The sequence below is a fragment of the Mesocryomonas lacus genome (genome assembly GCF_055730135.2).
Genome location: NZ_JBUZWE020000007.1, coordinates 1 through 19,839, shown reverse-complemented (window position 1 = coordinate 19,839; position 19,839 = coordinate 1). Strand labels below are relative to the sequence as shown.

Here is a 19,839-nt window from a genome sequence, read left to right as displayed (position 1 = left end):
AGGCGAGCATGGCGAATCCCGAACTTGGTACCAAACGCATCTGCCCGGAGACCGGCCGGAAGTTCTACGATCTGAACAAAGACCCGATCGTCTCGCCCTATACCGGCACGAGCTACCCGATCAGCTTCTTCGAGATCCCGGCCCGGGCCAAGCGCGGCGCGGCCGTCGTCCAGCCCGAGGCGGAAGAGGAGGAGGAGGTCGAGGTCGTCGAGGCCGAGAGCGACGCCGTCGAGACCGTCTCGCTGACCGATGTCGAGGAAGACGAGGAAGTCGCGGCCAAGGACGAGGTGATCGACGTCGACGACGACGAGGAAGTCGAGGTCGAGGACGCCGACGACACCTTCCTCGAGCCGGACGAGGACGAAGACGACGACATGACCGACATCATCGGCTCGCGCGACGACGACGACGACTGACGGCACTCGCCTCTTTAAACACCCGCGACGAACGGCATTCGCCGTTCTGGCATCCGACAACGACCGGCATGCGCCGTTCTGTCCCCTGCCGCCGCCCGAAAATCCTCTTCGGGCGGCACTTTCTCAAGATCGGCGGATTTCCCGCTTGATCTCTCCGCCGGGCTTCAGTATGAACCCGCCACGACCGAAGCGCCCCAAACGCTTCGTGACACGGTTCGCGCTTCGGCAGCGATCCAGTGGGGCCATAGCTCAGTTGGGAGAGCGCTTGCATGGCATGCAAGAGGTCGTCGGTTCGATTCCGTCTGGCTCCACCAATTAAACTCTTCACTCTTCAAGTTGTACGATACCGCTTCACGGGCGTCGCTGAGTAGCGGCATTACGCTGAAGCAGCGTCGATCTATCGACGGCGAAGGCCGCTGACTCTGGCGCTCGGAAGCCTCGCGGACCCGCTGCGAGGGAGGTCGCTTAGCCTCTCGCTTTCCCCTTCTCGACGACATAGCGGTCAACGCTTACATCCTGTAGATACAGGTGATGAAGATCGTGTGGGACGAGCCGAAACGGCAGGCCAATCTCGTCAAGCACGGGATGGACTTTGCCGATCTCGACCCCGGCTTCTTCGCGGACGCTCTTGTGGGCGCAGCCAACGGCGCTCGCCTGAAGGCGATTGGCGAGATCGACGGCATCATTACCGTCATCTTCGTCCAGCTCGGCTCTGAAGCCCTGTCCGTCATCAGCATGCGCCCGGCTTCTGAAAAGGAGAGAAAAGCCTATGCCGAAAGACTTTGACGCCCCGAAGGCTGCCGCCCGCGGCTATACCCGCGAGGACTGGGACGAGGTCGACAGCCCTGAATTGACGGACGCGGAACTCGCTTCCCTGCGCCCGATGCGCGAAGCGCTGCCGGAAGTCCACGCGGCGCTCGCGAAAGCCCGCAAGCCAGGCCCCGTTCGGCGCAAGACCCTGGTCTCCGTCAGACTGGATGACGACGTTCTGGAAAGGCTGCGTGCGTCGGGACCCGGATGGCAAAGCCGCGTCAACGATGCCGCCAGGATGATGACCGTCTCGCCGGACATCGCATCGGCCATCACCGTCCTCGCTCAACAGAGGAACGCGGTACCGTCGTCGGCGCTGGCCACCGCGCTGGCGGCTGCCTTCGCCAGGTTCGCGATCGTTGACGATTCTGGCCGAGAGGACGGCCACGAGGACGGCGCCGTACCGATGCCTTCGGCAAAGGCCGGAGGCTGAGGCGCAGGAATGACCTTTCGCCGATAGCGCGGTAGCCCGGCTGCTCGGCACGGGTCGGCTTCCCGGCGACCTCTTCGCCTGCAGCCCCTAAGCCGCCCCCGCCAAAAACCCGTCCACCGCCTTCGCGTCCCGCGCGATCACCACGTCGAGCGGCGCGGCTCTGCCGCGGATCTCCACCTCGCGGCGCTCGCCGGCGGCATCGGACAGGCCGCCGCGGCGGGCGAGGTCGAGGGACATCACGAGATCGGCGTCGTGGAGCTTGGCGACGCCCTCGAGGCGGCTTGCGGTGTTGATGGTGTCGCCGACGACGGTGAGGTTGACGGCGCGGCCGTAGCCCATGCGGCCGACGATCGCCGGCCCGGTGTGCAGGCCGATGGCGACGCGCAGGCGCTCACCGCCGAGCTCGCGCGTCAGCTGCCGGTCGAGCGCGGCCACCGCACGCACGATGCGGGCGGCGGCGAGGATCGCGTCAGCACAGGCCTCGTCCTCCGATTTGCCGAGGCCGAACAGCGCCATGGCACCGTCGCCGATGAACTTGTCGATGTAGCCGCCCGAGCTCTCGATCGCCTCGCCGACGGCGGCGAAATAGCGGTTGAGCAGGAACACCGTATCGTAGGGCAGCCGCCGCTCGGTCATCCGCGTGAAGCCGCGGATGTCGCAGAAGAGGACCGCGATCCGCCGCTCCGAGCCGGCCGAACGCACTTCCTGGGTCGCGCCGGCGCGCGGCAACTCGCCGGCGACGAGCACCGGGGCGACGCTGACGTCGCTCACCGCCCGAAGCTGGCAGGCGAGCCGGATGTCGTCGGGCGCGCCGATCCGGTCGAGCGTCGCCTGCTCTTCCGCGCTGGCGGCGGGCTGTTCGGCGAGCCCTTGCACCACCCTTACCCGGCAGGTCGAGCAGCGGCCCTTGCCGCCGCAGACGGCGACGTGCGGGATCTGGCCCATGCGGCTCGCCTCCAGCACGCTGGCCCCGGGCGGCACGGCGATCACCCGGCCATCGGGATAGGTGACGCGGAAGCCGCGCTGCAGGCGGCGGTGGCGGCTCATGGCGCGCGCGATCAGCACCAGCGCGACGCTGCCGAGGCAGAGGCCATAAAGCGCGAGCGTTGCGTCGCTGGCGAGGCGCATGCCGTCGGCGGAAGCGGAATAGAAGGTGACGCGGTAGAGCCCGTCATCGATGTCCTTGCCGGCACTCGCGAAACCGAGCAGCGAGACCACCGGCACCAGCAAGGCCGCGGCGTGGAACAGTGGTTTGACCCGGGCGAACCAGTCGCGCGGCCGCAGCCAGAACCAGAGGCCGAGGCAGCCATGCGTCCAGGCGACCAAAAGCGCCGCCACCTGCCGCCAGCCGGCGACCGGATTGTTCCAGAGCGAATGGACGACCCGGCCGTAGTCTAGAAAATGCCCGGTCGAGATCGGCGCGATGCGCAGCGCGACGATGTGCGGGATCAGCAGCAGCGGCAGGCCGATGCCGAGGACCAGGTGCAGCGCCTCGCGCGCCGGCATGCGCAAGGTCCGCCGGCGGTAGAGCGCCTGCAGCGCCAGCGCGAAATGCACGGCGAGCGCCCCGTAGAAGAGCAGCGTGCCGACCGCATTGCCCCAGACGAGGTTGAACCACCCCCGTCCGCGCTCCATCGCCCCGACCGAGATCAGCCCGAGTGCATGGTTGAGGAGGTGCATCGCGACGAAAGCGAATAGAATCCAGCCGGTGACGAGACGCACCCGGCGGATGCTCAGCTGACTTCTCCAGGGCAAGCGATGGCATCCTTCGTCGACGGGGCAAGCGGCCGTCCGGAGCTATGCACATTGGCGGCCGTCACCGCCAGCCGCAGAGCCACCGAGGCCATGCCCTCGGCCGCCTGTCGCTGGCCGCCGGTCGACCGTCGCCCCTCATCGGCCCCGCTGGCGGGCGGGCCGGCCTCCAGAGGGCCTGCGGACCGGAGCGCGCCCTCTCCGGCCGGCACCTGCCGCGCACCGCCGGCGCGATCAAGCCTCGTCGATGCTTTCCAGCACAATGTTGCCATTGGTGTAGATGCAGATCTCGCCGGCGATCTTCATCGCCCGGCGGGCGATCTCCTCGGCGCCGAAATCGGTGTCGCCGAGCGCCCGCGCCGCGGCCAGCGCGTAATTGCCGCCCGAGCCGATCGCCATGATGCCGCCCTCCGGCTCCAGCACGTCGCCATTGCCGGTCAGCGCCAGGGTGATCGACTTGTCGGCGACGAGCATCATCGCCTCCAGCCGGCGGAGGTACCGGTCGGTGCGCCAGTCCTTGGCAAGCTCGACCGAGGCGCGCATCAGCTGGTCCGGATACTGCTCGAGCTTGGCCTCCAGCCGCTCCAGGAGCGTGAAGGCGTCGGCCGTCGCGCCGGCAAACCCCGCGATCACCGCCCCGCCCTTGCCGATACGGCGGACTTTTCTCGCATTGCCCTTCATGATGGTGTTGCCGAGCGAGACCTGCCCGTCGCCGGCGATGACCACCTTGCCGCCCTTGCGCACGGTGACGATGGTGGTCGAGTACATCTGGGCGGGATCGTGCTTTTCCATGGTTCTCGCTCTGTCCAAAACTCTCTGTCGCCCGAGGCGGGCGGGACGGCCGGTGCCGTCTTTCCGCCCCTCATGTAAGCGCGCCGCGGCCCGGCGCCAATCCGCGTCCCCACCGCTGCCGGCACGCGAGCCCGAAGCGGCGGCGGAACGACGGGGCCTTGGCGCAAAACCCTTTCGCTCCGGGCGCGATCTCGTCTAAAGCGAGAGGGCAATCAGGAAAGGACGATCGGCATGGCGGGACGGCGGACCGGCGAGGTGACGCGCGAGACCAAGGAAACGAGGATCCACGCCCGCGTCGATCTCGACGGCACGGGCATGGTGAAGACCGCGACCGGCGTCGGCTTCTTCGACCACATGCTGGAGCAGCTCGGCCGCCACTCGATGATCGACATGGTGATCGAGGCGAAGGGCGACCTCCACATCGACGACCACCACACCGTCGAGGACACCGGCATCGCCATCGGCCAGGCCATCCGCCAGGCGCTGGGCGAGCGGCGCGGCATCCGCCGCTACGCCTCGCTCGACCTTGCCATGGACGAATGCCTCACGCGCGCGGCAGTGGATGTGTCCGGCCGGCCCTTCCTCGTCTTCAAGGTCGATTTCCCGCGCGAAAAAATCGGCACCTTCGATACCGAGCTGGTGCGCGAGTTCTTCCAGGCGCTGGCGCAGAACGCCGGCATCACGCTGCACCTCCAGAACCTCTACGGCGAGAACGCCCACCACATCGCCGAGACCTGCTTCAAGGCGGTGGCGCGGGTGCTGGGCGAAGCGGTGCAGATCGACCTGCGCCAGGCCGATCTCGTGCCGTCGACCAAGGGCATGCTGGCGTAAGAGGACGGGGATGGCACGCTACATCGTCTTCGAGCCGCCGGCAGGGATCGGCGAGGCGCCCGCCAAGAGCGAGCGGGCGGTGCTGGTGCGCGATGCGATGGCGAAGTGGGCGGTGCTGTTTCCCTTCCTCTGGCTGTTTCGCTACGGGCTGATTCTCGCGGGCCTCGTGGTGCTCGCCGCGGTGATCCTCCTCGGCCTTCTGTCCGATGTGCCGGGGCTCGGCGCCGCCGCCGCCGTGCTGCCGCTGGCGCTCGGCGTCCTCGTGGCGCTGGAGGGCCCGAGCCTGCGCGCCGGCCGGCTGCGACGCCGCGGCTTTCGCGAGGCCGCCGTGGTCGAGGCGGACGACGAGGACGAGGCCGCCATCCTTTACTATGCCGACACGCCCCCGCCGACCGTCGCCGACGCAATCGCCGCGCGCGCCGGACCCGCCGCTCCCTTCGAGCGGAGCCGCGGCCGCAGCCTGCTCGACCCTGAAGGACTGAGATAATGCCCGAAACCCTTGCGATCATCGACTACGGCTCGGGCAATCTGCGCTCGGCGACGAAGGCCTTCGAGCGCGCCGCCGGCGAGGCCGGGCTCGACACCGCCGTGCTGCTCACCGACGATCCCGCCGTGGTTAGGAGCGCCGACCGCATCGTTCTGCCCGGCGTCGGGGCCTATGCCGACTGCCGCGGCGGTCTCGGCGCCGTCGAGGGCATGGTCGAAGCGCTGCGTGAGGCGGTCGAGGCGAAGGCTCGGCCCTTCCTCGGCATCTGCGTCGGCATGCAGCTGATGGCCGCGCGCGGGCTTGAGAAGACCATCACCGAGGGCCTCGGCTGGATCCCCGGCGACGTCGTGCCCATCGTCCCCGCCGACCCCGCGCTGAAGATCCCGCAGATCGGCTGGAACACGCTCACCCAGTCCCGCCCGCACCCGCTGCTCGACGGCATCGCGACCGGCGAGACCGGCCTCCACGCCTATTTCGTCCACTCCTACCAGCTCGCCGCCGAGCACCCGGACGACGTCCTCGCCACCACCGACTACGGCGGCGCCGTCACCGCCATGGTGGTCCGCGACAACAAGGCGGGGACGCAATTCCACCCGGAGAAGAGCCAGACATTGGGTCTGGCTCTTCTCACTAATTTCCTGCGATGGAAGCCCTAGAGCTTCCTAAACAACTCGTATTGGCTTGAAATCGGTACAACTTCACGACTTACGATGTGGAAGTCGAATAAGTTTTCCGATGATTTATTCGGAAACTCCAATCGAAAACGTTGAATAGCAACATCTCTGCTCCCCACGTGATCCAGGCCACTCCACACGCTGTAGACTCGTCGTGGATCCACATCAAAGCGCGTCCAAATTTGCCGACGCATCATACCCTTCGCCCTGAGCAGCCAACACTCAATCGCATCTTCAAATGTCAACGCAGTTTTTGTCATTCTCCACGGTTCCTTTGTGCAGTGGAAAACGATGCCTACCTCTCACACATTCGATAAAAATATGCTTTTTGCATATTTGCATTTCCCAAATGCGCAACCACGGCATCGTAGCTTGTGGACAAGAGCCGAGGCCACGAACCTCGGCTTTTTGTTGAAGTCGCGTAATTGTTAATACGAGTCTATGTCGCGAGTCTTGGCAGGATATACTCTGTCCACAACCGCGATGCATTTAAGAACGAAACAAGCGCGGCTGAACCAAATGCCCATCCTCTTCCCCGCCATCGACCTGAAGGAAGGCGCCTGCGTGCGCCTGAAGCTCGGCGACATGGCGCAAGCCACCGTCTACAACGCCGATCCCGCCGCCCAGGCGCGCGACTTCCGCGACATCGGCTTCAGCCATCTCCACGTCGTCGATCTCAACGGCGCCTTCGAGGGCCGGGCGGTGAACGGCGCGGCGGTGGAGGCGATCATCGCCGCGGTCGGCGCGGGCATGAAGGTGCAGCTCGGCGGCGGCATCCGGACGCTCGCCGACATCGAGGCCTGGCTCGGCCGCGGCCTGTCGCGCGTCATCCTCGGCACCGTCGCGGTGCGCGATCCCGCGCTGGTGAAGGAAGCGGCACGTCGCTTTCCCGGCCGGATTGCCGTCGGCATCGACGCCAAGGGCGGCAAGGTGGCGGTCGAGGGCTGGGCCGAAACCTCGGCGCTCTCGGTGACCGAGATGGCCCGGCGCTTCGAGGATGCTGGCGTTGCCGCCATCATCTACACCGACATCGACCGCGACGGCATCCTCGCCGGCATCAACTGGGACGCCACCATCGCCCTCGCCGACGCCGTCCGCATCCCCGTCATCGCCTCGGGCGGCCTCGCCGGGATGGACGACATCGCGCGGCTTGCCGCGCCGGACGCCGCCAAGCTCGAGGGCGCGATCTCCGGCCGCGCGCTGTACGACGGGCGGATCGACGTGCGCGGGGCGCTGCGGGTGCTGGCGTAGGGTCTTACAACTTAGCGCCGTTACAGGCTGCCTTGTCGCTGCCGGTTTCCGACCGAAAGACGCCTGCGCTTGACGGTCGTCATCCTCGGCCGGAGGCCGGGGACCCATGCCGAAACCGCCTGACCATGCTCTGGTTCAGAACCTCAGGAATGTCGACCCGATCGTGTTGTTTAAAGGCCTGGCATGGGTCCCCGGGGCTACGGCCCCGAGGATGACGACCTTAAAGGTCGTGCCTCGCGTGGTCGGAAAGCCTCACGCCGAATGCGAAAAGATGTCCTCGTTGTCCCAGCCGAGCAGGTCGAGCTTGGCCCGGGTTGGCAGGTAGGCGAAGCTGGCCTTCGCGATCGCCAGGCGGTCGTCGCGCTCGAGGCGCTTCAGGAGCACGCCCATCATGTCGTGCAAATAGAGGACGTCGGAGGCGGCGTATTCGAGCTGGGCCTGGGTCAACGTCTCGGCCGCCCAGTCGGAGGACTGCTGCTGCTTGGAGAGGTCGACGCCGACGAGCTCGCGCGCGAGATCCTTCAGGCCATGCCGGTCGGTATAGGTGCGGGTCAGGCGCGAGGCGATCTTGGTGCAGAACACCGGCTCGGTCATGGTGCCGAAAGCGTGGTAGAGCGCGGCGATGTCGAAGCGGGCATAGTGGAAGATCTTGGTCTTGGTCGGGTCGGCAAGCAGCTTGCAAAGGTTCGGCGCCTCGCGCTGGCCCTTGGCGATCTGCACGATGTCGGCGGTGCCGTCGCCGGGCGACAGCTGGACCACGCAGAGCCGGTCCCGCCGGGTGTCGAGGCCGAGCGTCTCGGTGTCGATGGCGACCGAGCCGGTGTAGCGGGCGAGGTCGGGAAGGTCGCCCTTGTGGACTCGGATGGTCATCGCGGTACCTCTTGGTGAAATCGGATCGGCGCCGGGTGGCGGCGGCCGGAAGCCTTCAGAACCGCAAACGCCCCGCCGGGTCAAGCCCGGCCGCCGGGCGGCTTCCGGACCGCCTGAGGGCGTCAGGCTGCCTCGATGTCGGTCCCCGCAAAACGCCCGCCCTTGTAGAGCAGTGGCACCCGGTAGTAGCGCGCGGCGGCATAGGCGAGGGCGTCGGCCGTCTCCAGCCCCGCCGGGCGGGCAGCGCTGCGGCCGTAGCGCGCAAGGGCGGCGACGGCGAGCGGCAAAGCCTGCACCGGCACCGCGACCGTCTGGATGCCCATCAGCTCGAGAAACCGTTTCACCTCAACCTCCGCCTCGTCCAGCGGCAAGTCGAGCACGGCCGCGAGGGCGACGACCGCCTCCAGCACCGCCGACGGCGAGGTCAGGCGCTTCGCCGAGGCCTGCAGCCGGGCGGCGAAGATCCGGGCCTCGTCCTCGTCGGTGAGCATGGCGATGAGCGCGGAGGCATCGACGAACATCAGCCTGCCGGATCCGGCGCCGGACCATCACTCTTGCCATCGGTCGTGTAGGGGGTCTCGCCGGTCGCCTTGGCGGCAAGGCTCCGCGCCTTCAGCTCGCGGTAGAACCCGGCGGCGACATCCGGCAGCGAGGGCTTGGCCGCCTCCCGCATCAACGCCTCTTCCAGCGCCAGATGCACTGCCTCCGTCAGGCCGAGCTTCTTGAGGCTCGCATAGCGGCGGGCCAGTGCGTCGGTGTCGGGGTTCTTGATATGAAAGGGCATCGCACCATCGCTGCAATCTACACCCGGCGGTATAGCGGGCCAGCCCGGCATGTCTAGCCCGCGGCGAGTGCAGGGGGTCCCAGCCGATTGCAGGCAAGGAGCGAGGAAGAGGCTAGGAGAGTTTCGCCCGGGCAGCAAGGCCTCCAGGGGAATCGAGGCACCGTCGCCGCCCGCGTGGCGTCACAAATCGGTAACAAAAAACCGCCATGGCTCAGGAAACCCGCCGGAGCGCTTCCATGGACGAACTCGCCGAGACCGCCGCCTTTTACGACCGCATCCGCGACGAGATCGCCGACTCCGTCGACGAAGAGATGGAGATGACGCTCGACGAGGAAAGCCTCGACGGCGTCGGCCATGGCCACTCGATGGACCGCCGGGTCTATTTCAAGGAACTGTTCCGCCTGCAGCGCGAACTGGTGAAGCTGCAGGACTGGGTGCAGGACCAAAAGCTGAAGGTCGTGGTGATCTTCGAGGGCCGCGACTCGGCCGGCAAGGGCGGCGCCATCAAGCGCATCACCCAGCGGCTGAACCCGCGGGTCTGCCGCGTCGTGGCGCTCCCCGCCCCGAGCGAGCGCGAGCGCAGCCAGTGGTATTTCCAGCGCTACGTGCCGCACCTGCCGGCGGCCGGCGAAATGGTGCTGTTCGACCGCTCCTGGTACAACCGGGCCGGCGTCGAGCGCGTCATGGGCTTCTGCACGGCCGAGGAGGTGGAGGAGTTTTTCCGCACGGTGCCGGACTTCGAGCGCATGCTGGTGCGCTCGGGCATTATCCTGATCAAGTACTGGTTCTCGATCACCGACGAGGAACAGGAATTCCGCTTCCACATGCGCATCAACGATCCGCTGAAGCAGTGGAAACTGTCGCCGATGGACGTCGAATCGCGCCGCCGCTGGGAGGACTACACCCGCGCCAAGGAGGCCATGCTGCAGCGCACGCACATCGTCGAGGCGCCCTGGTGGGTGGTCGAGGCGGTCGACAAGAAGCGCGCCCGCCTCAACTGCATCGCCCATCTCCTGCAGCAGATCCCCTACCAGGACGTGGTGAAGCCGCCGGTGACGTTGCCGCCGCGCGAACGGCACGACGACTATGTCCGCCACCCCGTGCCGGACGAGATGCACGTGCCCGAGCGCTACTAGCCGCGATCCCGCATGATGACGCCATCGGGCCTGATCTGGGGCGTCGACGCCGGCGATGTCGTCCTGCCGCTGGGCGAGGACAGCCTGGCGACCCTGGCCGCGCCGGCGCTGGGCGCGTTCCGCTGGCTGCATCTCAACATCGCCGACCAGTCGAGCTGCCGCTGGATCGAGGCGAACGGCGCCTTGCCGCTTCCCGTCAGCGAGCTTCTGCTGTCGCCCGACACGCACCAGCGGGCGCTGGTCGAGGCGGGCTTTGTCGCTTGCGTCCTGCACGACGTCGAGGTCGATTTCGGCCATGGCGAGACCTCGCGCATGGGCGCGCTGCGCTTTGCGCTGTCGAATGACCTGATGGTCACCGCCCGCCACCACCCGCTGAATGCCGCCGACCTCGTCAAGCGGCGGATCGACCGGGGCCAGGCGCCGCGCGGGCCGGCGGCCGCGCTGGAACTGCTCCTCAGCGCCATTCTCGAGGTCGCCGGCAAGAATGCCGTGGCGCTGCAGACGACGGTCCAGACCAGCGAGGACGCCCTCCTCGCCGATGGCTGGCAGCCGGACCAGCGCACCCTCGTCGCCGTCCGCCGCAAGGCCGTGCAGCTGCATCGCCAGCTCTCGGGGATCAGGGCGGTGCTGCAGCGGCTGGAAGCTGACGAGGACCTGCCGGGTGCATTGCTGCCGGCGGTCGAAAAGCTTTCCCAGCGCACCGCTTCGCTCGATGCCGACGTGCTGGGCACTCAGACCGACCTCCGGCTGCTGCGCGACGAACTGGACCTGCAGGCGGCGCAGCGCACCAACCGCAACCTCTACGTCCTCTCGATCCTCTCCGCTCTGCTGCTGCCGGCGACGCTCGTCACCGGTTTCTTCGGCATGAACACCGGCGGCTTCCCGCTGGCGCAGTCGTCCTGGGGCACGTTCGTCGCCGGGCTGATCGCCCTCGGCTCGGCCGCCGCTGTCTATGTCTGGCTCCGCCGCAAGGGCTTTCTCGGCGGCGAATAGGCGCGGCCGAGGGCACTGGAGATACCGCGGCGGCAACTGGTATCCCAGCTGAAAACCTGTATAGCTCGCGGGCGAGAACCGGACGCGGAGGCGCCCGGCAAGCCATGCGCAGGGGGAGAGAAGAGATGGCGGGACGGCTCGAGGGAAAGATCGCGGTCTGCACGGCAGCCGGCCAGGGCATCGGCCGCCAGGTCGTCGAAACCTTCCTGGCCGAGGGCGCGACCGTTCACGCCAGCGACCTCAACGTGGCCAAGCTGAAAGGGCTGGAGGCTTTCGGCAAGGTCGAGACCGCGCAGCTCGACGTTACCGATTCCGCCGCCGTCGCCGCCTATGCCGCCGGCCTGCCGACGCCCGACATCCTGTTCAACTGCGCCGGCTACGTCCACCACGGCACCATCCTCGACTGCACCGAGAAGGACTGGGACTTCTCCTTCGACCTCAACGTCAAGGCGATGCACCGGATGATCTCCGGCCTCCTGCCGCGCATGCTGGAGAACGGCGGCGGCTCGATCATCAACATCTCCTCGGCCGCCTCGACCATCAAGGGCGCCGAGAACCGCTACGCCTACATGGCCTCGAAGGCCGCCGTGCTCGGCCTCACGCGCTCGATCGCCATCGACTTCGTCAAGCGCGGCATCCGCTGCAACGCCATCTGCCCCGGCACGATCGAATCGCCCTCGCTCGGCGAGCGCATGGACACGCTCGGCGCGAAAATCGGCGGCCGCGACAAGGCCGAGGAATTGTTCATTTCCCGCCAGCCCATGGGCCGCCTCGGCAAACCCGCGGAGATCGCGGCGCTGGCGCTGTACCTTGCGTCGGACGAGAGCGCGTTCACGACCGGCACGATGCAGGTGATCGACGGCGGCTGGACGCTGTAGGGCGAGGTCGACGGCGACGGCGACACAGTCAGGGAAGACGCTGAAGGGCAAGGCGCCAACGCCCAAACTTCGTCATCCCGGACTTGACCTCTGCGAAACCACCGGTTTCGCTGGAGATCCATTCCAAATCGCCGAACATGCCCGAGAACGGCGGACCTTCCGACATTCTGAACCGGACTGCGCCTGACGCGCCGAGGAATGGATCCCGGATCAAGTCCGGGATGACGAAACTGAAACACCGAGCGGTGCCCTAGAGACGCCTGCTCTGCGCCTCATCACCACGCCGCGCCGCGACCGGCCACGCCGACAGACACCACAGGGAGGACTACATGCGCATTCTGATACTCGGCGCCGCCGGCATGGTCGGGCACAAGCTGACCGAGCGCCTCGTCGCCGAGGGCAAGGTCGGCGATACCGCGATCACCGCCCTCGACCTCTTCGACGTCGTCGAGGCCACCGTCGCCCCCGACGAGAAGACCATCGCGATCACCCGCAGTGCCGGCGACATCGCCGACAGGGCGACCGTCGAGGCGCTGGTCGCCAAAAAGCCCGACCTCATCTTCCACCTCGCCTCCATCGTCTCCGGCGAGGCCGAGGAGAATTTCGAGAAGGGGTACCGGATCAACCTCGACGGCATGACCCACCTCCTCGAGGCGATCCGCCTGACCGGAGGCGGCTACAAGCCGAAGCTCGTCTTCACCTCCTCGATCGCGGTGTTCGGCACGCCGTTCGAGGACAAGATCTCCGACACCTTCCTCACGGCGCCGCTGACCAGCTACGGCACCCAGAAGGCGATCTGCGAGCTCCTGCTCGCCGACTATTCCCGCAAGGGTTTCCTCGACGGCATCGGCATTCGCCTGCCGACGATCATCGTGCGCCCGGGCAAGCCCAACAAGGCCGCCTCCGGCTTCTTCTCCGGCATCATTCGCGAGCCGCTGGCGGGGCAGGAAGCGATTCTGCCGGTCGGCGACGACGTCCGCCACTGGGCCGCAAGCCCCGCCTCGGCCGTCGGCTTCCTGATGCATGCGGCAACGCTCGACACCGCCCCGCTCGGCGCCCGCCGCTCGCTCACCATGCCCGGCCTCTCCGTCACCGTCGGCGAGATGCTGGAGACGCTGCGCCAGGTCGCCGGCGACGACGTCGTCGCCCGCGTGAAGCGCGTGCCGGACGAAAAGATCGCCACCATCGTCGCCGGCTGGGCCCGCGACTTCGACCCGGCGCGCGCGCTCTCGCTCGGCTTCACCGCCGATGCTGATTTCGCCTCGATCATCCGCGCGCATATGGCGGACGAGGCGAAGAAGGCGGGCTGAGCGGCGAGCGGCCGGGCCTGACCATTATCCTCGGGGCTCGGCCCCGGGGATCCGCCATCAAAACATAGGTATGCCCCCGCACGCCTGCTTCTGGCGCAAGTGCCTTGCGGCGACGACTAGGAAGGCTTGCCCTTGCGGCTCGCCCGCCGCTAATCCCTGTCGGCAATCCACGGATTGATCACGGGAATCCCCGCCGTCTGGAACGGCAGACTGTCCCGGGTCGCCACCGGACATCCAAAAACTTCCGCGATCGCCGCCACCTGGCCATCGGCGACGGATATCGGCCGTCCGAGGTGACGGCAACGGGCGGCCACCCGCGCATAGGCCTTTGCGGCTTCGCCATCGAACGGCAGAATGCGCTGGGGAAAGAGGCGGTAGAGCAGGATCGCCAGATCAGCGTCGAGCGCCCCGCGCCGACGATCCGGCGGCAGGATTTCGATACCGAGCAGCAGTTTGGACAGGCTGGTGGTCGTCAGGAACAGCGTTCCCGGACTTTGCAGATCAAGCCATGCCTGGACGGCTGGATCGGCCTGCGGCCGCATCGGCTCGAGGACGACACTGGTATCGAGAAGGATCACCCGAAAATGGCTTGTTCGGCGCCCGGAGGGTCACGCCGGACCTCCAGTTCGAGACCGCCGAACCGGCGCCCGAAAGCGGCGATTTCCGATCCGATCAACGGGGCAGCGTCGAGGCGCAGTGCCTCGTCCAGAATCTTGCGGATTTCGGCATCCGTGCTGGTGCCGTTCTGTTCCGCGCGCTGCAACAAGGCCTGCCGCGTCTCGTGCGGCAAGGCCAGGATCTTAAAAGCAGGCAAGGCGGCCTCCCTTCGATGATACGCGGCGAGCGTACCAGTCCGCCGGCGCAAAATCATCGCCGAGTTCTGCAGCCGCCTGATTACATCGTCGCCCCGATCTGCCACGGCACGAACTCGAAATCGCCGAGCCCCTGCGCTTCCGACTTCGACATCTCGCCCGAGGCCACACGGATGATCAGGTCGTAGATCTCCCGGCCGGACTGCTCGATGGTGAGGCCTTCCGAGACGATGCGACCGGAATCGACGTCCATGTCCTCGACCATGCGCCGATACATCTCGGTGTTCGTGGCGATCTTGATCGAGGGCGCCGGCTTGTAGCCGGCGGCCGAGCCGCGGCCGGTGGTGAAGGCGATCATGTTGCAGCCCGACGCGATCTGGCCGGTGACCGAGGCTGGGTCGTAGCCCGGCGAGTCCATGAACACAAAGCCGCGCGCGGTGATCGGCTCGCCATACTTGTAGACGCCCATCAGCGGCGAGGTGCCACCCTTGGCGGCAGCGCCCAGCGACTTCTCGAGGATGGTGGTGAGGCCGCCCTTCTTGTTGCCGGGGCTCGGATTGTTGTCCATCGAGCCCTTGTTGCGGGCAGTATAGTCTTCCCACCAGGTGATCAGCTTGGTCAGCTTGCTTCCGGTCTTGTGGTCGATGGCGCGGCGGGTGAGGAGGTGCTCGGCGCCATAGATCTCCGGCGTCTCCGACAGCACGCCGGTGCCGCCTTGGGCGACGAGGAGATCGCAGGCATAGCCGAGCGCCGGGTTGGCGGTGATGCCCGACCAGGCGTCGGAGCCGCCGCACTGCAGGCCGACCATGATCTCCGACACCGGGCAAGGCGTGCGCTTGACCTCATTGGCCAGCGGCAGCATGGCGCGCACCTTGGCGATGCCGACCTCGACGGTCTGCCGGAGGCCGGCAACGTCCTGGATGTTCATGGCGTGGAACATCGGGCCCTTCTCGATGCCGTTCGCCTCGAGCAGCCAGTCGATCTGGTTGACCTCGCAGCCGAGCCCGACCATCAGGACGCCCGCGACGTTCGGGTGCCGCGCATAGCCCCACATCACCCGCTGCAGCGCGTCGAACCCCTCACCATCGCCCGCCATGCCGCAGCCCGTGCCGTGCACGAAGGCGGTGACGCCGTCGACGTTCGGGTAGGCGGCAAGTTCCTCCGGCCCGAAGGCGGCGGCGATCTTGCGGGCGGCGGTGGCCGAGCAGTTCACTGAGGTGAGGATGGCGATGGTGTTGCGCGTGCCGACCGTGCCGTTGGCGCGGCGGTAGCCCATGAAGGTGTCGCGCAAGCCCTCCGGCACCATCGTGACATGGCGCAGGTCGGTCGAGAACTCGTAGGCGTGCTCGGTGTTGCGGAACTCGGTGTTCTGCACGTGCACGTGCTCGCCCGGCTCGATGTCGCGCGAGGCGTAGCCGATGATCTGCGCATATTTCACGATCGCCTCGCCGGCCGGGATGAACCGCGTCGCGACCTTATGGCCCCGCGGGATCATGATGCGCGTGGTGACATGCTCGGCCGCGCCGATCGTGGCGCCGTTGAGCGCGGGCGTCGCCTCGGTCTCCACCGGCACGCCGGCTTCAAGCGAGCGCAGCGCGGTGACGACGTTGTCGGCGAGATCGAGGCGGACGGTGTTGGCCATGGCGAGGTTCGTTTCAGTTGGAGGTCAGGTGTCGGATGTCAGTGTCGGGTGTCGTTGCAGCAAAGACGCCGGTTCACACCGGCAGCAGACCTTTCAGTTTCGTCAACCCGGCCTTGAGCCGGGATCCATTCCTCGAACGTCTATGGTGGGCCACTCCGCGGCGGTCTTTTCGTGACCGATTTGGAATGGACCCCGGCTCAAGGCCGGGATGACGAGCCTGGGGCGTCTGTGTCTCACGTGAAACATTCACGATCGCAACCGTCACCCCCGCACGCAAACCTCACCCGCGCCCGCTCTTCGGCCCGCCCGCCAGCGTGATCACCCCGATGATGATCAGCCCTGTCAAAATCTGCCGCACGCCTGCCCCCACGCCGAACGTGTTCAACATGGTGACGAGGAGGTAGAGGAACAACGCGGCGCCCCAGAGGCCGGAGACGTTGGAGAAGCCGCCGGCCACCGCCGAGCCGCCGACCACCACCACGGCGATCGAGGCGAGGAGGTATTCTTCGCCCATGTTGAGCGAGGCGCCGCCGGAGAAGCCGGCGAGCAGCGTGCCGCACAGCGCGGCGAGCATGGCCGACAGGGCGTAGGTCGCAAAGCGCATCCGGTTGACGCGCACGCCGGCAAGACCCGCCGCGCGGATGTTCTGGCCGATCGCGGCGACCGAGCGGCCGTAGACCGTACGATGGAGGATGACGGCCATCAACACGCTGAGGAGGATGGCGAGGATCGCGACGATCGGCAGGCCGAACACGCGGCCGGTCGCGGCCTCGGCGAGCAGCGGCGGCGGCTTGATCATCAGCCCGCGGCCATAGGCGATCGCCAGCGACTGGATGATGAAGCTCGACGACAGCGTCGCGATGATCGGCGGGATCTTCAGCGCGCGGATCAGGAGGTAATTGAAGCAGCCGATGAGGAAGCCGGTACCGAGCGCAGCCCCAAGACCGAGGAGGATGGCCGAATTCTGCCCTTCCATCAGCTTCATCGCCACGGCGCCGGTGAAGGCGATGGTCGAGGGGACCGACAGGTCGATATTGCCGGGTCCGGTGGTGATGACGAACATCTGGCCGATGCCGACGATGACGTAGAAGGCGCCGAAGGTCAGCGCCGCCGTCATGATCTCCGGCCCGCCGCGGCCCTCGTTGACGACGAGTGTCACGACGAAGATCGCGGCGGCGCCGAGGAAGGAGAACAGCCAGGGCATGCGCCGGCCGATCGACCGCCTGGCCGGCACGGGAAGGGCTTGTGTCTCGGCGCTCATGCCTCGCGGGCCTCCAGCTGGTTGACGAGGCTGCGCAGCGCGAGCACCGCGATCAGCATCACGCCCTGCGCGCCGATCTGCCAGTCCGGCGAGATCCGCAGGAAGGAAAGCAGCGAGCCGACCAGCGCCAGCGTCAGCGCGCCGAGCACGGCACCGATCGGCGAGACACGCCCGCCGGTGAACTCGGCCCCGCCGAGAATGGCGCCGGCGATGGAGAACAGGGTGTAGCGCAGCGCGATGTTGGCATCGGCCGAGCTGGTGGTGCCAACCAGCACGAGGCCCGAGAGCACGCCGAAGAAGCCCGACAGCGCGTACATCGTCACCTTCACCCGCAGCAGCGACCAGCCGGCCCGGCCGACCGCCTGGGCATTGCCGCCGGCCCCGCGCAAGACGACGCCGGCCGCCGAGCGCATCAGCCCGACATGCACGATCACCGCCAGAAGCGCCGCGCCGACGATCGCCAGCGGCACATAGGGCGTCTTGAACTTGACGATCGCCGTCAGCCAGTCCGGCGCATGGCCGCCGGGGCTCGGCAGGATCAGGACGGCGCAGCCGAGCCAGACGAAGGACATGCCGAGCGTCACGACGATCGAGGGCAAGTTGCGGAGGTGGATCAGCGCGCCGAGCCCGGCATAGATGCCGATGCAGACGATGAGCGCGGCGACGCCGAAGAGCGGCGTGTCGTTCAGCCAGGTGGCGGCGATGCAGGCGACCAGCGAGACGAAGCCGCCGATCGACAGGTCGAGATCGTTCACCGTCAGGATGAACAGCTGCGCGATGGTCGCGAGCGCGATCGGCAGCGCAAGGTTCAGCATCAGGTTGAGGCCGACATAGCTCATCGCCCGCGGCTGAATGACGAAGATCGCGGCGAGCAGCACGGCGAAGGAGACCGCCGGCACGGCGGAGCGCAAGGCGCGGGAGGAGAAGAGGGTCATGCGGGGGTTCCGAGCGTTCCGGCGAGAGCGGGCGGGAGGGCGTAGGCCGGCGATGGCGCGCGGCACCCCCCTCTGCCTGCCGGCATCTCCCCCTCAAGGGGGGAGATCAAGCGCGGTGACGACTGCGACCTTTCCGAAAAAGCCGATCTCCCCCCTTGAGGGGGAGATGTCCGGCAGGACAGAGGGGGGTGCGTGCGCCCCTTCGTCGGGCCGGCGCCCCGCAACGGCATCAAAGCCTCACGCATCCGCCGTCTCCTCCAGGAACGAGCTCTGCAGCACCTTCTCCTCCGTCAGCTCGTCGGCCGAGAGATCCGCAACGATCTCGCCCTCGCGAAAAACGTAGACGTGGCTGCAGTTCAGGAGCTCGTCGAACTCGGTCGTGTACCAGAGGAAGGCGCGGCCCTTGTCCGCCTCCTCGCGGATGCGCTGGTAGACCTCGCGCTTGGTGCCGACGTCGACGCCACGCATCGGGTCGTCCATGGCGATGATGTCGGCGTCGGACGCCAGCGCCCGCGCGAACAGCGCCTTCTGCTGGTTGCCGCCCGACAGCGTCAGGATGTTGTCGCCCATATCCGGCGTCTTGATCTGGAAGGTATCGCGCCAGGTCTTTTCCATCGCGCGCTCGGCACCGCCGTCGATCAGGCCGAGCCGCGACAGGGCCGAGAGCGAGCGGACGGTGACGTTCTGGCCGATCGACCAGAGCGGGAAGACGCCGTCCGCCTGACGGTCGCCGGCGACGAAGGCGACTTTTCCGGTGACGTCGGCAAAGCGCGAGGAACGGCCGGAGGCGTTCTGGATCAGCCGCAACAGCGCGGTCTGGCCATGCCCGGCGAGACCCGCAAGGCCGATGATCTCGCCGGGAAAGAGTTCCAGCGCGCGTCCGTCGCGCTGTTTCGGCGAGCGCGCCTTCACGCAGGGGCTGCCGGAGCGCTTCACTTCCGTGCGCGCAGGGTTTTCGCCCGCGTGCTTCTCCTCGGCGACATGGCCCATCGCGGCGACGAGGCCGGCGCGGTCGAAATCCGACGCCTTGCGCTCGGCGACGACCCGGCCGTCGCGCATGACGACGATGCGGTCGCAGGTGCCGAGAATGTCGGAGAGGATGTGCGAGATCAGGATGACGCTGCCACCCCGCGCGGTGAAGCGGCGGATGTGGGCGAGCAGCTGCGCGGCGACGGAATGGTCGAGCGAGGAGGTCGGCTCGTCGAGGATCACCAGCCTCGGCTCGGTGTCCGTCGCGGTAAAATTCATGGCGATCTCGACCATCTGCCGCTGGCCGAGCGCAAGGTCGGCGATCAGCGCGTCCGGCCGGATGCCGTGGCCGGGAAAAATCTCGTTCAGCGTCGCCGCGATCAGTCGCCCGGCGGGGCCGCGCCAGCCAAAGCCCTTCAGCGCGGGATGGCGAAGCCTTGTGTTCTCGGCGACCGAGAGGTTCGGGCAGAGCGACAGCTCCTGGAAGACACAGCGCACGCCCGCGGCATGCGCGGCGGCGACCGAAAAACGCGCCACTTCCGGCGCGCCACCGGCCGCGAAGGTGCCGGCATCGTGCGTCAGCGTGCCGGCGAGGATCTGCATCAGCGTCGACTTGCCGGCCCCGTTATGGCCGACGAGCCCCAGCGCCTCGCCCGGCGCGACGACGAGATCGACACCCCCCAGCGCCCTGACGGCACCGAAGGATTTCGTGACGCCGGCAAGCGCGACGATGGGGGTGGCAGTCTCGGACAGGCTCATCAGGACGATATCTCATGGCGGAATGCGGCGGTGCTGCCTGGCTT

22 protein-coding genes and 1 tRNA gene are annotated in these 19,839 nt (G+C 67.5%); 12 read left to right on the top strand and 11 right to left on the bottom strand.

Annotated elements, in window-relative coordinates:
- The first annotated feature begins 8 nt into the window (after window positions 1–8).
- The 4 genes from ACZLZY_RS12425 to ACZLZY_RS12410 all read left to right on the top strand — a co-directional run bounded on the left by ACZLZY_RS12425 (window position 9) and on the right by ACZLZY_RS12410 (window position 1,659).
- Complete coding sequence (locus ACZLZY_RS12425; protein ID WP_472934236.1) at window positions 9–416, top strand: TIGR02300 family protein; 408 nt, start codon at window positions 9–11, stop codon at window positions 414–416.
- Window positions 417–654: 238 nt separating this feature from the next.
- Window positions 655–730: transfer RNA gene (locus ACZLZY_RS12420), tRNA-Ala, on the top strand.
- Window positions 731–947: 217 nt separating this feature from the next.
- Window positions 948–1,202: a BrnT family toxin gene (locus ACZLZY_RS12415; protein WP_472934235.1), complete on the top strand. Its 255-nt coding sequence runs from the start codon at window positions 948–950 to the stop codon at window positions 1,200–1,202.
- Window positions 1,186–1,659 (top strand): BrnA antitoxin family protein, encoded by a 474-nt coding sequence (locus ACZLZY_RS12410; protein WP_472934234.1) that lies wholly within the window; start codon window positions 1,186–1,188, stop codon window positions 1,657–1,659. The genes ACZLZY_RS12415 and ACZLZY_RS12410 overlap by 17 nt, the downstream gene beginning before the upstream one ends.
- A gap of 87 nt (window positions 1,660–1,746) precedes the next feature.
- Here the strand turns inward: ACZLZY_RS12410 and ACZLZY_RS12405 are convergent, their stop codons facing one another.
- Both ACZLZY_RS12405 and hslV read right to left on the bottom strand, forming a co-directional pair.
- Window positions 1,747–3,414: an adenylate/guanylate cyclase domain-containing protein gene (locus ACZLZY_RS12405; RefSeq protein WP_472934233.1), complete on the bottom strand. Its 1,668-nt coding sequence runs from the start codon at window positions 3,412–3,414 to the stop codon at window positions 1,747–1,749.
- A gap of 231 nt (window positions 3,415–3,645) precedes the next feature.
- Window positions 3,646–4,203 carry an ATP-dependent protease subunit HslV gene (hslV, locus tag ACZLZY_RS12400; protein ID WP_472934232.1) on the bottom strand — a complete coding sequence of 186 codons (558 nt, stop codon included), beginning with the start codon at window positions 4,201–4,203 and terminating at the stop codon, window positions 3,646–3,648.
- Between the two features lie 231 nt (window positions 4,204–4,434).
- Between hslV and hisB the strand changes: the two genes are divergently transcribed.
- The 4 genes from hisB to hisA all read left to right on the top strand — a co-directional run bounded on the left by hisB (window position 4,435) and on the right by hisA (window position 7,446).
- Window positions 4,435–5,034: an imidazoleglycerol-phosphate dehydratase HisB gene (gene hisB / locus ACZLZY_RS12395; RefSeq protein ID WP_472934231.1), complete on the top strand. Its 600-nt coding sequence runs from the start codon at window positions 4,435–4,437 to the stop codon at window positions 5,032–5,034.
- A 10-nt stretch (window positions 5,035–5,044) separates the two neighbouring features.
- Window positions 5,045–5,521: a DUF2628 domain-containing protein gene (locus tag ACZLZY_RS12390; RefSeq protein ID WP_472934230.1), complete on the top strand. Its 477-nt coding sequence runs from the start codon at window positions 5,045–5,047 to the stop codon at window positions 5,519–5,521.
- Window positions 5,521–6,177, top strand: coding sequence for an imidazole glycerol phosphate synthase subunit HisH (gene hisH, locus ACZLZY_RS12385; RefSeq protein WP_472934229.1), 657 nt, complete (start codon window positions 5,521–5,523; stop codon window positions 6,175–6,177). Before ACZLZY_RS12390 ends, hisH begins: the two co-directional genes overlap by 1 nt.
- A 537-nt stretch (window positions 6,178–6,714) precedes the next feature.
- Window positions 6,715–7,446, top strand: a complete 732-nt coding sequence (gene hisA, locus ACZLZY_RS12380) for a 1-(5-phosphoribosyl)-5-[(5-phosphoribosylamino)methylideneamino]imidazole-4-carboxamide isomerase (protein ID WP_472934228.1) — start codon at window positions 6,715–6,717, stop codon at window positions 7,444–7,446.
- Window positions 7,447–7,698: 252 nt separating this feature from the next.
- Here hisA and ACZLZY_RS12375 read toward each other — a convergent pair whose 3' ends face one another.
- The 3 genes from ACZLZY_RS12375 to ACZLZY_RS12365 form a co-directional block, all read right to left on the bottom strand.
- Window positions 7,699–8,316 (bottom strand): ribonuclease D, encoded by a 618-nt coding sequence (locus ACZLZY_RS12375; RefSeq protein WP_472934227.1) that lies wholly within the window; start codon window positions 8,314–8,316, stop codon window positions 7,699–7,701.
- Between the two features lie 122 nt (window positions 8,317–8,438).
- On the bottom strand, window positions 8,439–8,837 hold the full coding sequence (locus tag ACZLZY_RS12370) for a PIN domain-containing protein (RefSeq protein ID WP_472934226.1): 399 nt from the start codon (window positions 8,835–8,837) through the stop codon (window positions 8,439–8,441).
- On the bottom strand, window positions 8,837–9,100 hold the full coding sequence (locus ACZLZY_RS12365) for a type II toxin-antitoxin system VapB family antitoxin (protein ID WP_472934225.1): 264 nt from the start codon (window positions 9,098–9,100) through the stop codon (window positions 8,837–8,839). Before ACZLZY_RS12365 ends, ACZLZY_RS12370 begins: the two co-directional genes overlap by 1 nt.
- A gap of 311 nt (window positions 9,101–9,411) precedes the next feature.
- On the opposite strand from ACZLZY_RS12365, the gene ppk2 reads away from it, so the two are divergent.
- The 4 genes from ppk2 to denD all read left to right on the top strand — a co-directional run bounded on the left by ppk2 (window position 9,412) and on the right by denD (window position 13,417).
- Entirely contained in the window at window positions 9,412–10,236 is an 825-nt protein-coding gene (gene ppk2 / locus ACZLZY_RS12360) for a polyphosphate kinase 2 (RefSeq protein ID WP_472934452.1), read from the top strand.
- Window positions 10,237–10,248: 12 nt separating this feature from the next.
- Complete coding sequence (locus ACZLZY_RS12355) at window positions 10,249–11,229, top strand: CorA family divalent cation transporter (RefSeq protein WP_472934224.1); 981 nt, start codon at window positions 10,249–10,251, stop codon at window positions 11,227–11,229.
- A gap of 125 nt (window positions 11,230–11,354) precedes the next feature.
- Window positions 11,355–12,107, top strand: a complete 753-nt coding sequence (locus ACZLZY_RS12350) for an SDR family oxidoreductase (protein WP_472934223.1) — start codon at window positions 11,355–11,357, stop codon at window positions 12,105–12,107.
- Between the two features lie 329 nt (window positions 12,108–12,436).
- Entirely contained in the window at window positions 12,437–13,417 is a 981-nt protein-coding gene (denD, locus tag ACZLZY_RS12345; protein ID WP_472934222.1) for a D-erythronate dehydrogenase, read from the top strand.
- 149 nt (window positions 13,418–13,566) lie between these two features.
- Here the strand turns inward: denD and ACZLZY_RS12340 are convergent, their stop codons facing one another.
- The 6 genes from ACZLZY_RS12340 to ACZLZY_RS12315 all read right to left on the bottom strand — a co-directional run bounded on the left by ACZLZY_RS12340 (window position 13,567) and on the right by ACZLZY_RS12315 (window position 19,795).
- The gene (locus ACZLZY_RS12340) at window positions 13,567–13,995 is read right to left on the bottom strand and encodes a PIN domain-containing protein (RefSeq protein WP_472934221.1); all 429 of its coding nucleotides are present in this window, start codon (window positions 13,993–13,995) and stop codon (window positions 13,567–13,569) included.
- Window positions 13,992–14,288 (bottom strand): FitA-like ribbon-helix-helix domain-containing protein, encoded by a 297-nt coding sequence (locus ACZLZY_RS12335; RefSeq protein ID WP_496253580.1) that lies wholly within the window; start codon window positions 14,286–14,288, stop codon window positions 13,992–13,994. The genes ACZLZY_RS12340 and ACZLZY_RS12335 overlap by 4 nt, the downstream gene beginning before the upstream one ends.
- Before the next feature lie 23 nt (window positions 14,289–14,311).
- Window positions 14,312–15,871 carry a D-arabinonate dehydratase gene (locus tag ACZLZY_RS12330; RefSeq protein ID WP_472934219.1) on the bottom strand — a complete coding sequence of 520 codons (1,560 nt, stop codon included), beginning with the start codon at window positions 15,869–15,871 and terminating at the stop codon, window positions 14,312–14,314.
- A 280-nt stretch (window positions 15,872–16,151) separates the two neighbouring features.
- Window positions 16,152–17,132, bottom strand: a complete 981-nt coding sequence (locus ACZLZY_RS12325; RefSeq protein WP_472934218.1) for an ABC transporter permease — start codon at window positions 17,130–17,132, stop codon at window positions 16,152–16,154.
- Window positions 17,129–18,067, bottom strand: coding sequence for an ABC transporter permease (locus ACZLZY_RS12320; RefSeq protein WP_472934217.1), 939 nt, complete (start codon window positions 18,065–18,067; stop codon window positions 17,129–17,131). Before ACZLZY_RS12320 ends, ACZLZY_RS12325 begins: the two co-directional genes overlap by 4 nt.
- Before the next feature lie 237 nt (window positions 18,068–18,304).
- Window positions 18,305–19,795 carry a sugar ABC transporter ATP-binding protein gene (locus tag ACZLZY_RS12315; RefSeq protein ID WP_472934216.1) on the bottom strand — a complete coding sequence of 497 codons (1,491 nt, stop codon included), beginning with the start codon at window positions 19,793–19,795 and terminating at the stop codon, window positions 18,305–18,307.
- Between the last annotated feature and the right edge of the window lie 44 nt (window positions 19,796–19,839).

Excerpts from the sequence above, each read along its gene's own strand:
- ACZLZY_RS12335 (WP_496253580.1), bottom strand. The coding sequence starts at position 14,288 with ATGATTTTGCGCCGGCGGACTGGTACGCTCGCCGCGTATCATCGAAGG.
- ACZLZY_RS12410 (WP_472934234.1), top strand. The coding sequence starts at position 1,186 with ATGCCGAAAGACTTTGACGCCCCGAAGGCTGCCGCCCGCGGCTATACC.
- ACZLZY_RS12315 (WP_472934216.1), bottom strand. The coding sequence starts at position 19,795 with ATGAGCCTGTCCGAGACTGCCACCCCCATCGTCGCGCTTGCCGGCGTC.
- ACZLZY_RS12375 (WP_472934227.1), bottom strand. The coding sequence starts at position 8,316 with ATGACCATCCGAGTCCACAAGGGCGACCTTCCCGACCTCGCCCGCTAC.
- ACZLZY_RS12350 (WP_472934223.1), top strand. The coding sequence starts at position 11,355 with ATGGCGGGACGGCTCGAGGGAAAGATCGCGGTCTGCACGGCAGCCGGC.
- ACZLZY_RS12325 (WP_472934218.1), bottom strand. The coding sequence starts at position 17,132 with ATGAGCGCCGAGACACAAGCCCTTCCCGTGCCGGCCAGGCGGTCGATC.
- ACZLZY_RS12330 (WP_472934219.1), bottom strand. The coding sequence starts at position 15,871 with ATGGCCAACACCGTCCGCCTCGATCTCGCCGACAACGTCGTCACCGCG.
- denD (WP_472934222.1), top strand. The coding sequence starts at position 12,437 with ATGCGCATTCTGATACTCGGCGCCGCCGGCATGGTCGGGCACAAGCTG.
- hisB (WP_472934231.1), top strand. The coding sequence starts at position 4,435 with ATGGCGGGACGGCGGACCGGCGAGGTGACGCGCGAGACCAAGGAAACG.
- hslV (WP_472934232.1), bottom strand. The coding sequence starts at position 4,203 with ATGGAAAAGCACGATCCCGCCCAGATGTACTCGACCACCATCGTCACC.
- ACZLZY_RS12365 (WP_472934225.1), bottom strand. The coding sequence starts at position 9,100 with ATGCCCTTTCATATCAAGAACCCCGACACCGACGCACTGGCCCGCCGC.
- ACZLZY_RS12355 (WP_472934224.1), top strand. The coding sequence starts at position 10,249 with ATGATGACGCCATCGGGCCTGATCTGGGGCGTCGACGCCGGCGATGTC.
- ACZLZY_RS12320 (WP_472934217.1), bottom strand. The coding sequence starts at position 18,067 with ATGACCCTCTTCTCCTCCCGCGCCTTGCGCTCCGCCGTGCCGGCGGTC.
- ACZLZY_RS12415 (WP_472934235.1), top strand. The coding sequence starts at position 948 with ATGAAGATCGTGTGGGACGAGCCGAAACGGCAGGCCAATCTCGTCAAG.
- hisH (WP_472934229.1), top strand. The coding sequence starts at position 5,521 with ATGCCCGAAACCCTTGCGATCATCGACTACGGCTCGGGCAATCTGCGC.
- ACZLZY_RS12370 (WP_472934226.1), bottom strand. The coding sequence starts at position 8,837 with ATGTTCGTCGATGCCTCCGCGCTCATCGCCATGCTCACCGACGAGGAC.
- hisA (WP_472934228.1), top strand. The coding sequence starts at position 6,715 with ATGCCCATCCTCTTCCCCGCCATCGACCTGAAGGAAGGCGCCTGCGTG.
- ppk2 (WP_472934452.1), top strand. The coding sequence starts at position 9,412 with ATGGAGATGACGCTCGACGAGGAAAGCCTCGACGGCGTCGGCCATGGC.
- ACZLZY_RS12425 (WP_472934236.1), top strand. The coding sequence starts at position 9 with ATGGCGAATCCCGAACTTGGTACCAAACGCATCTGCCCGGAGACCGGC.
- ACZLZY_RS12390 (WP_472934230.1), top strand. The coding sequence starts at position 5,045 with ATGGCACGCTACATCGTCTTCGAGCCGCCGGCAGGGATCGGCGAGGCG.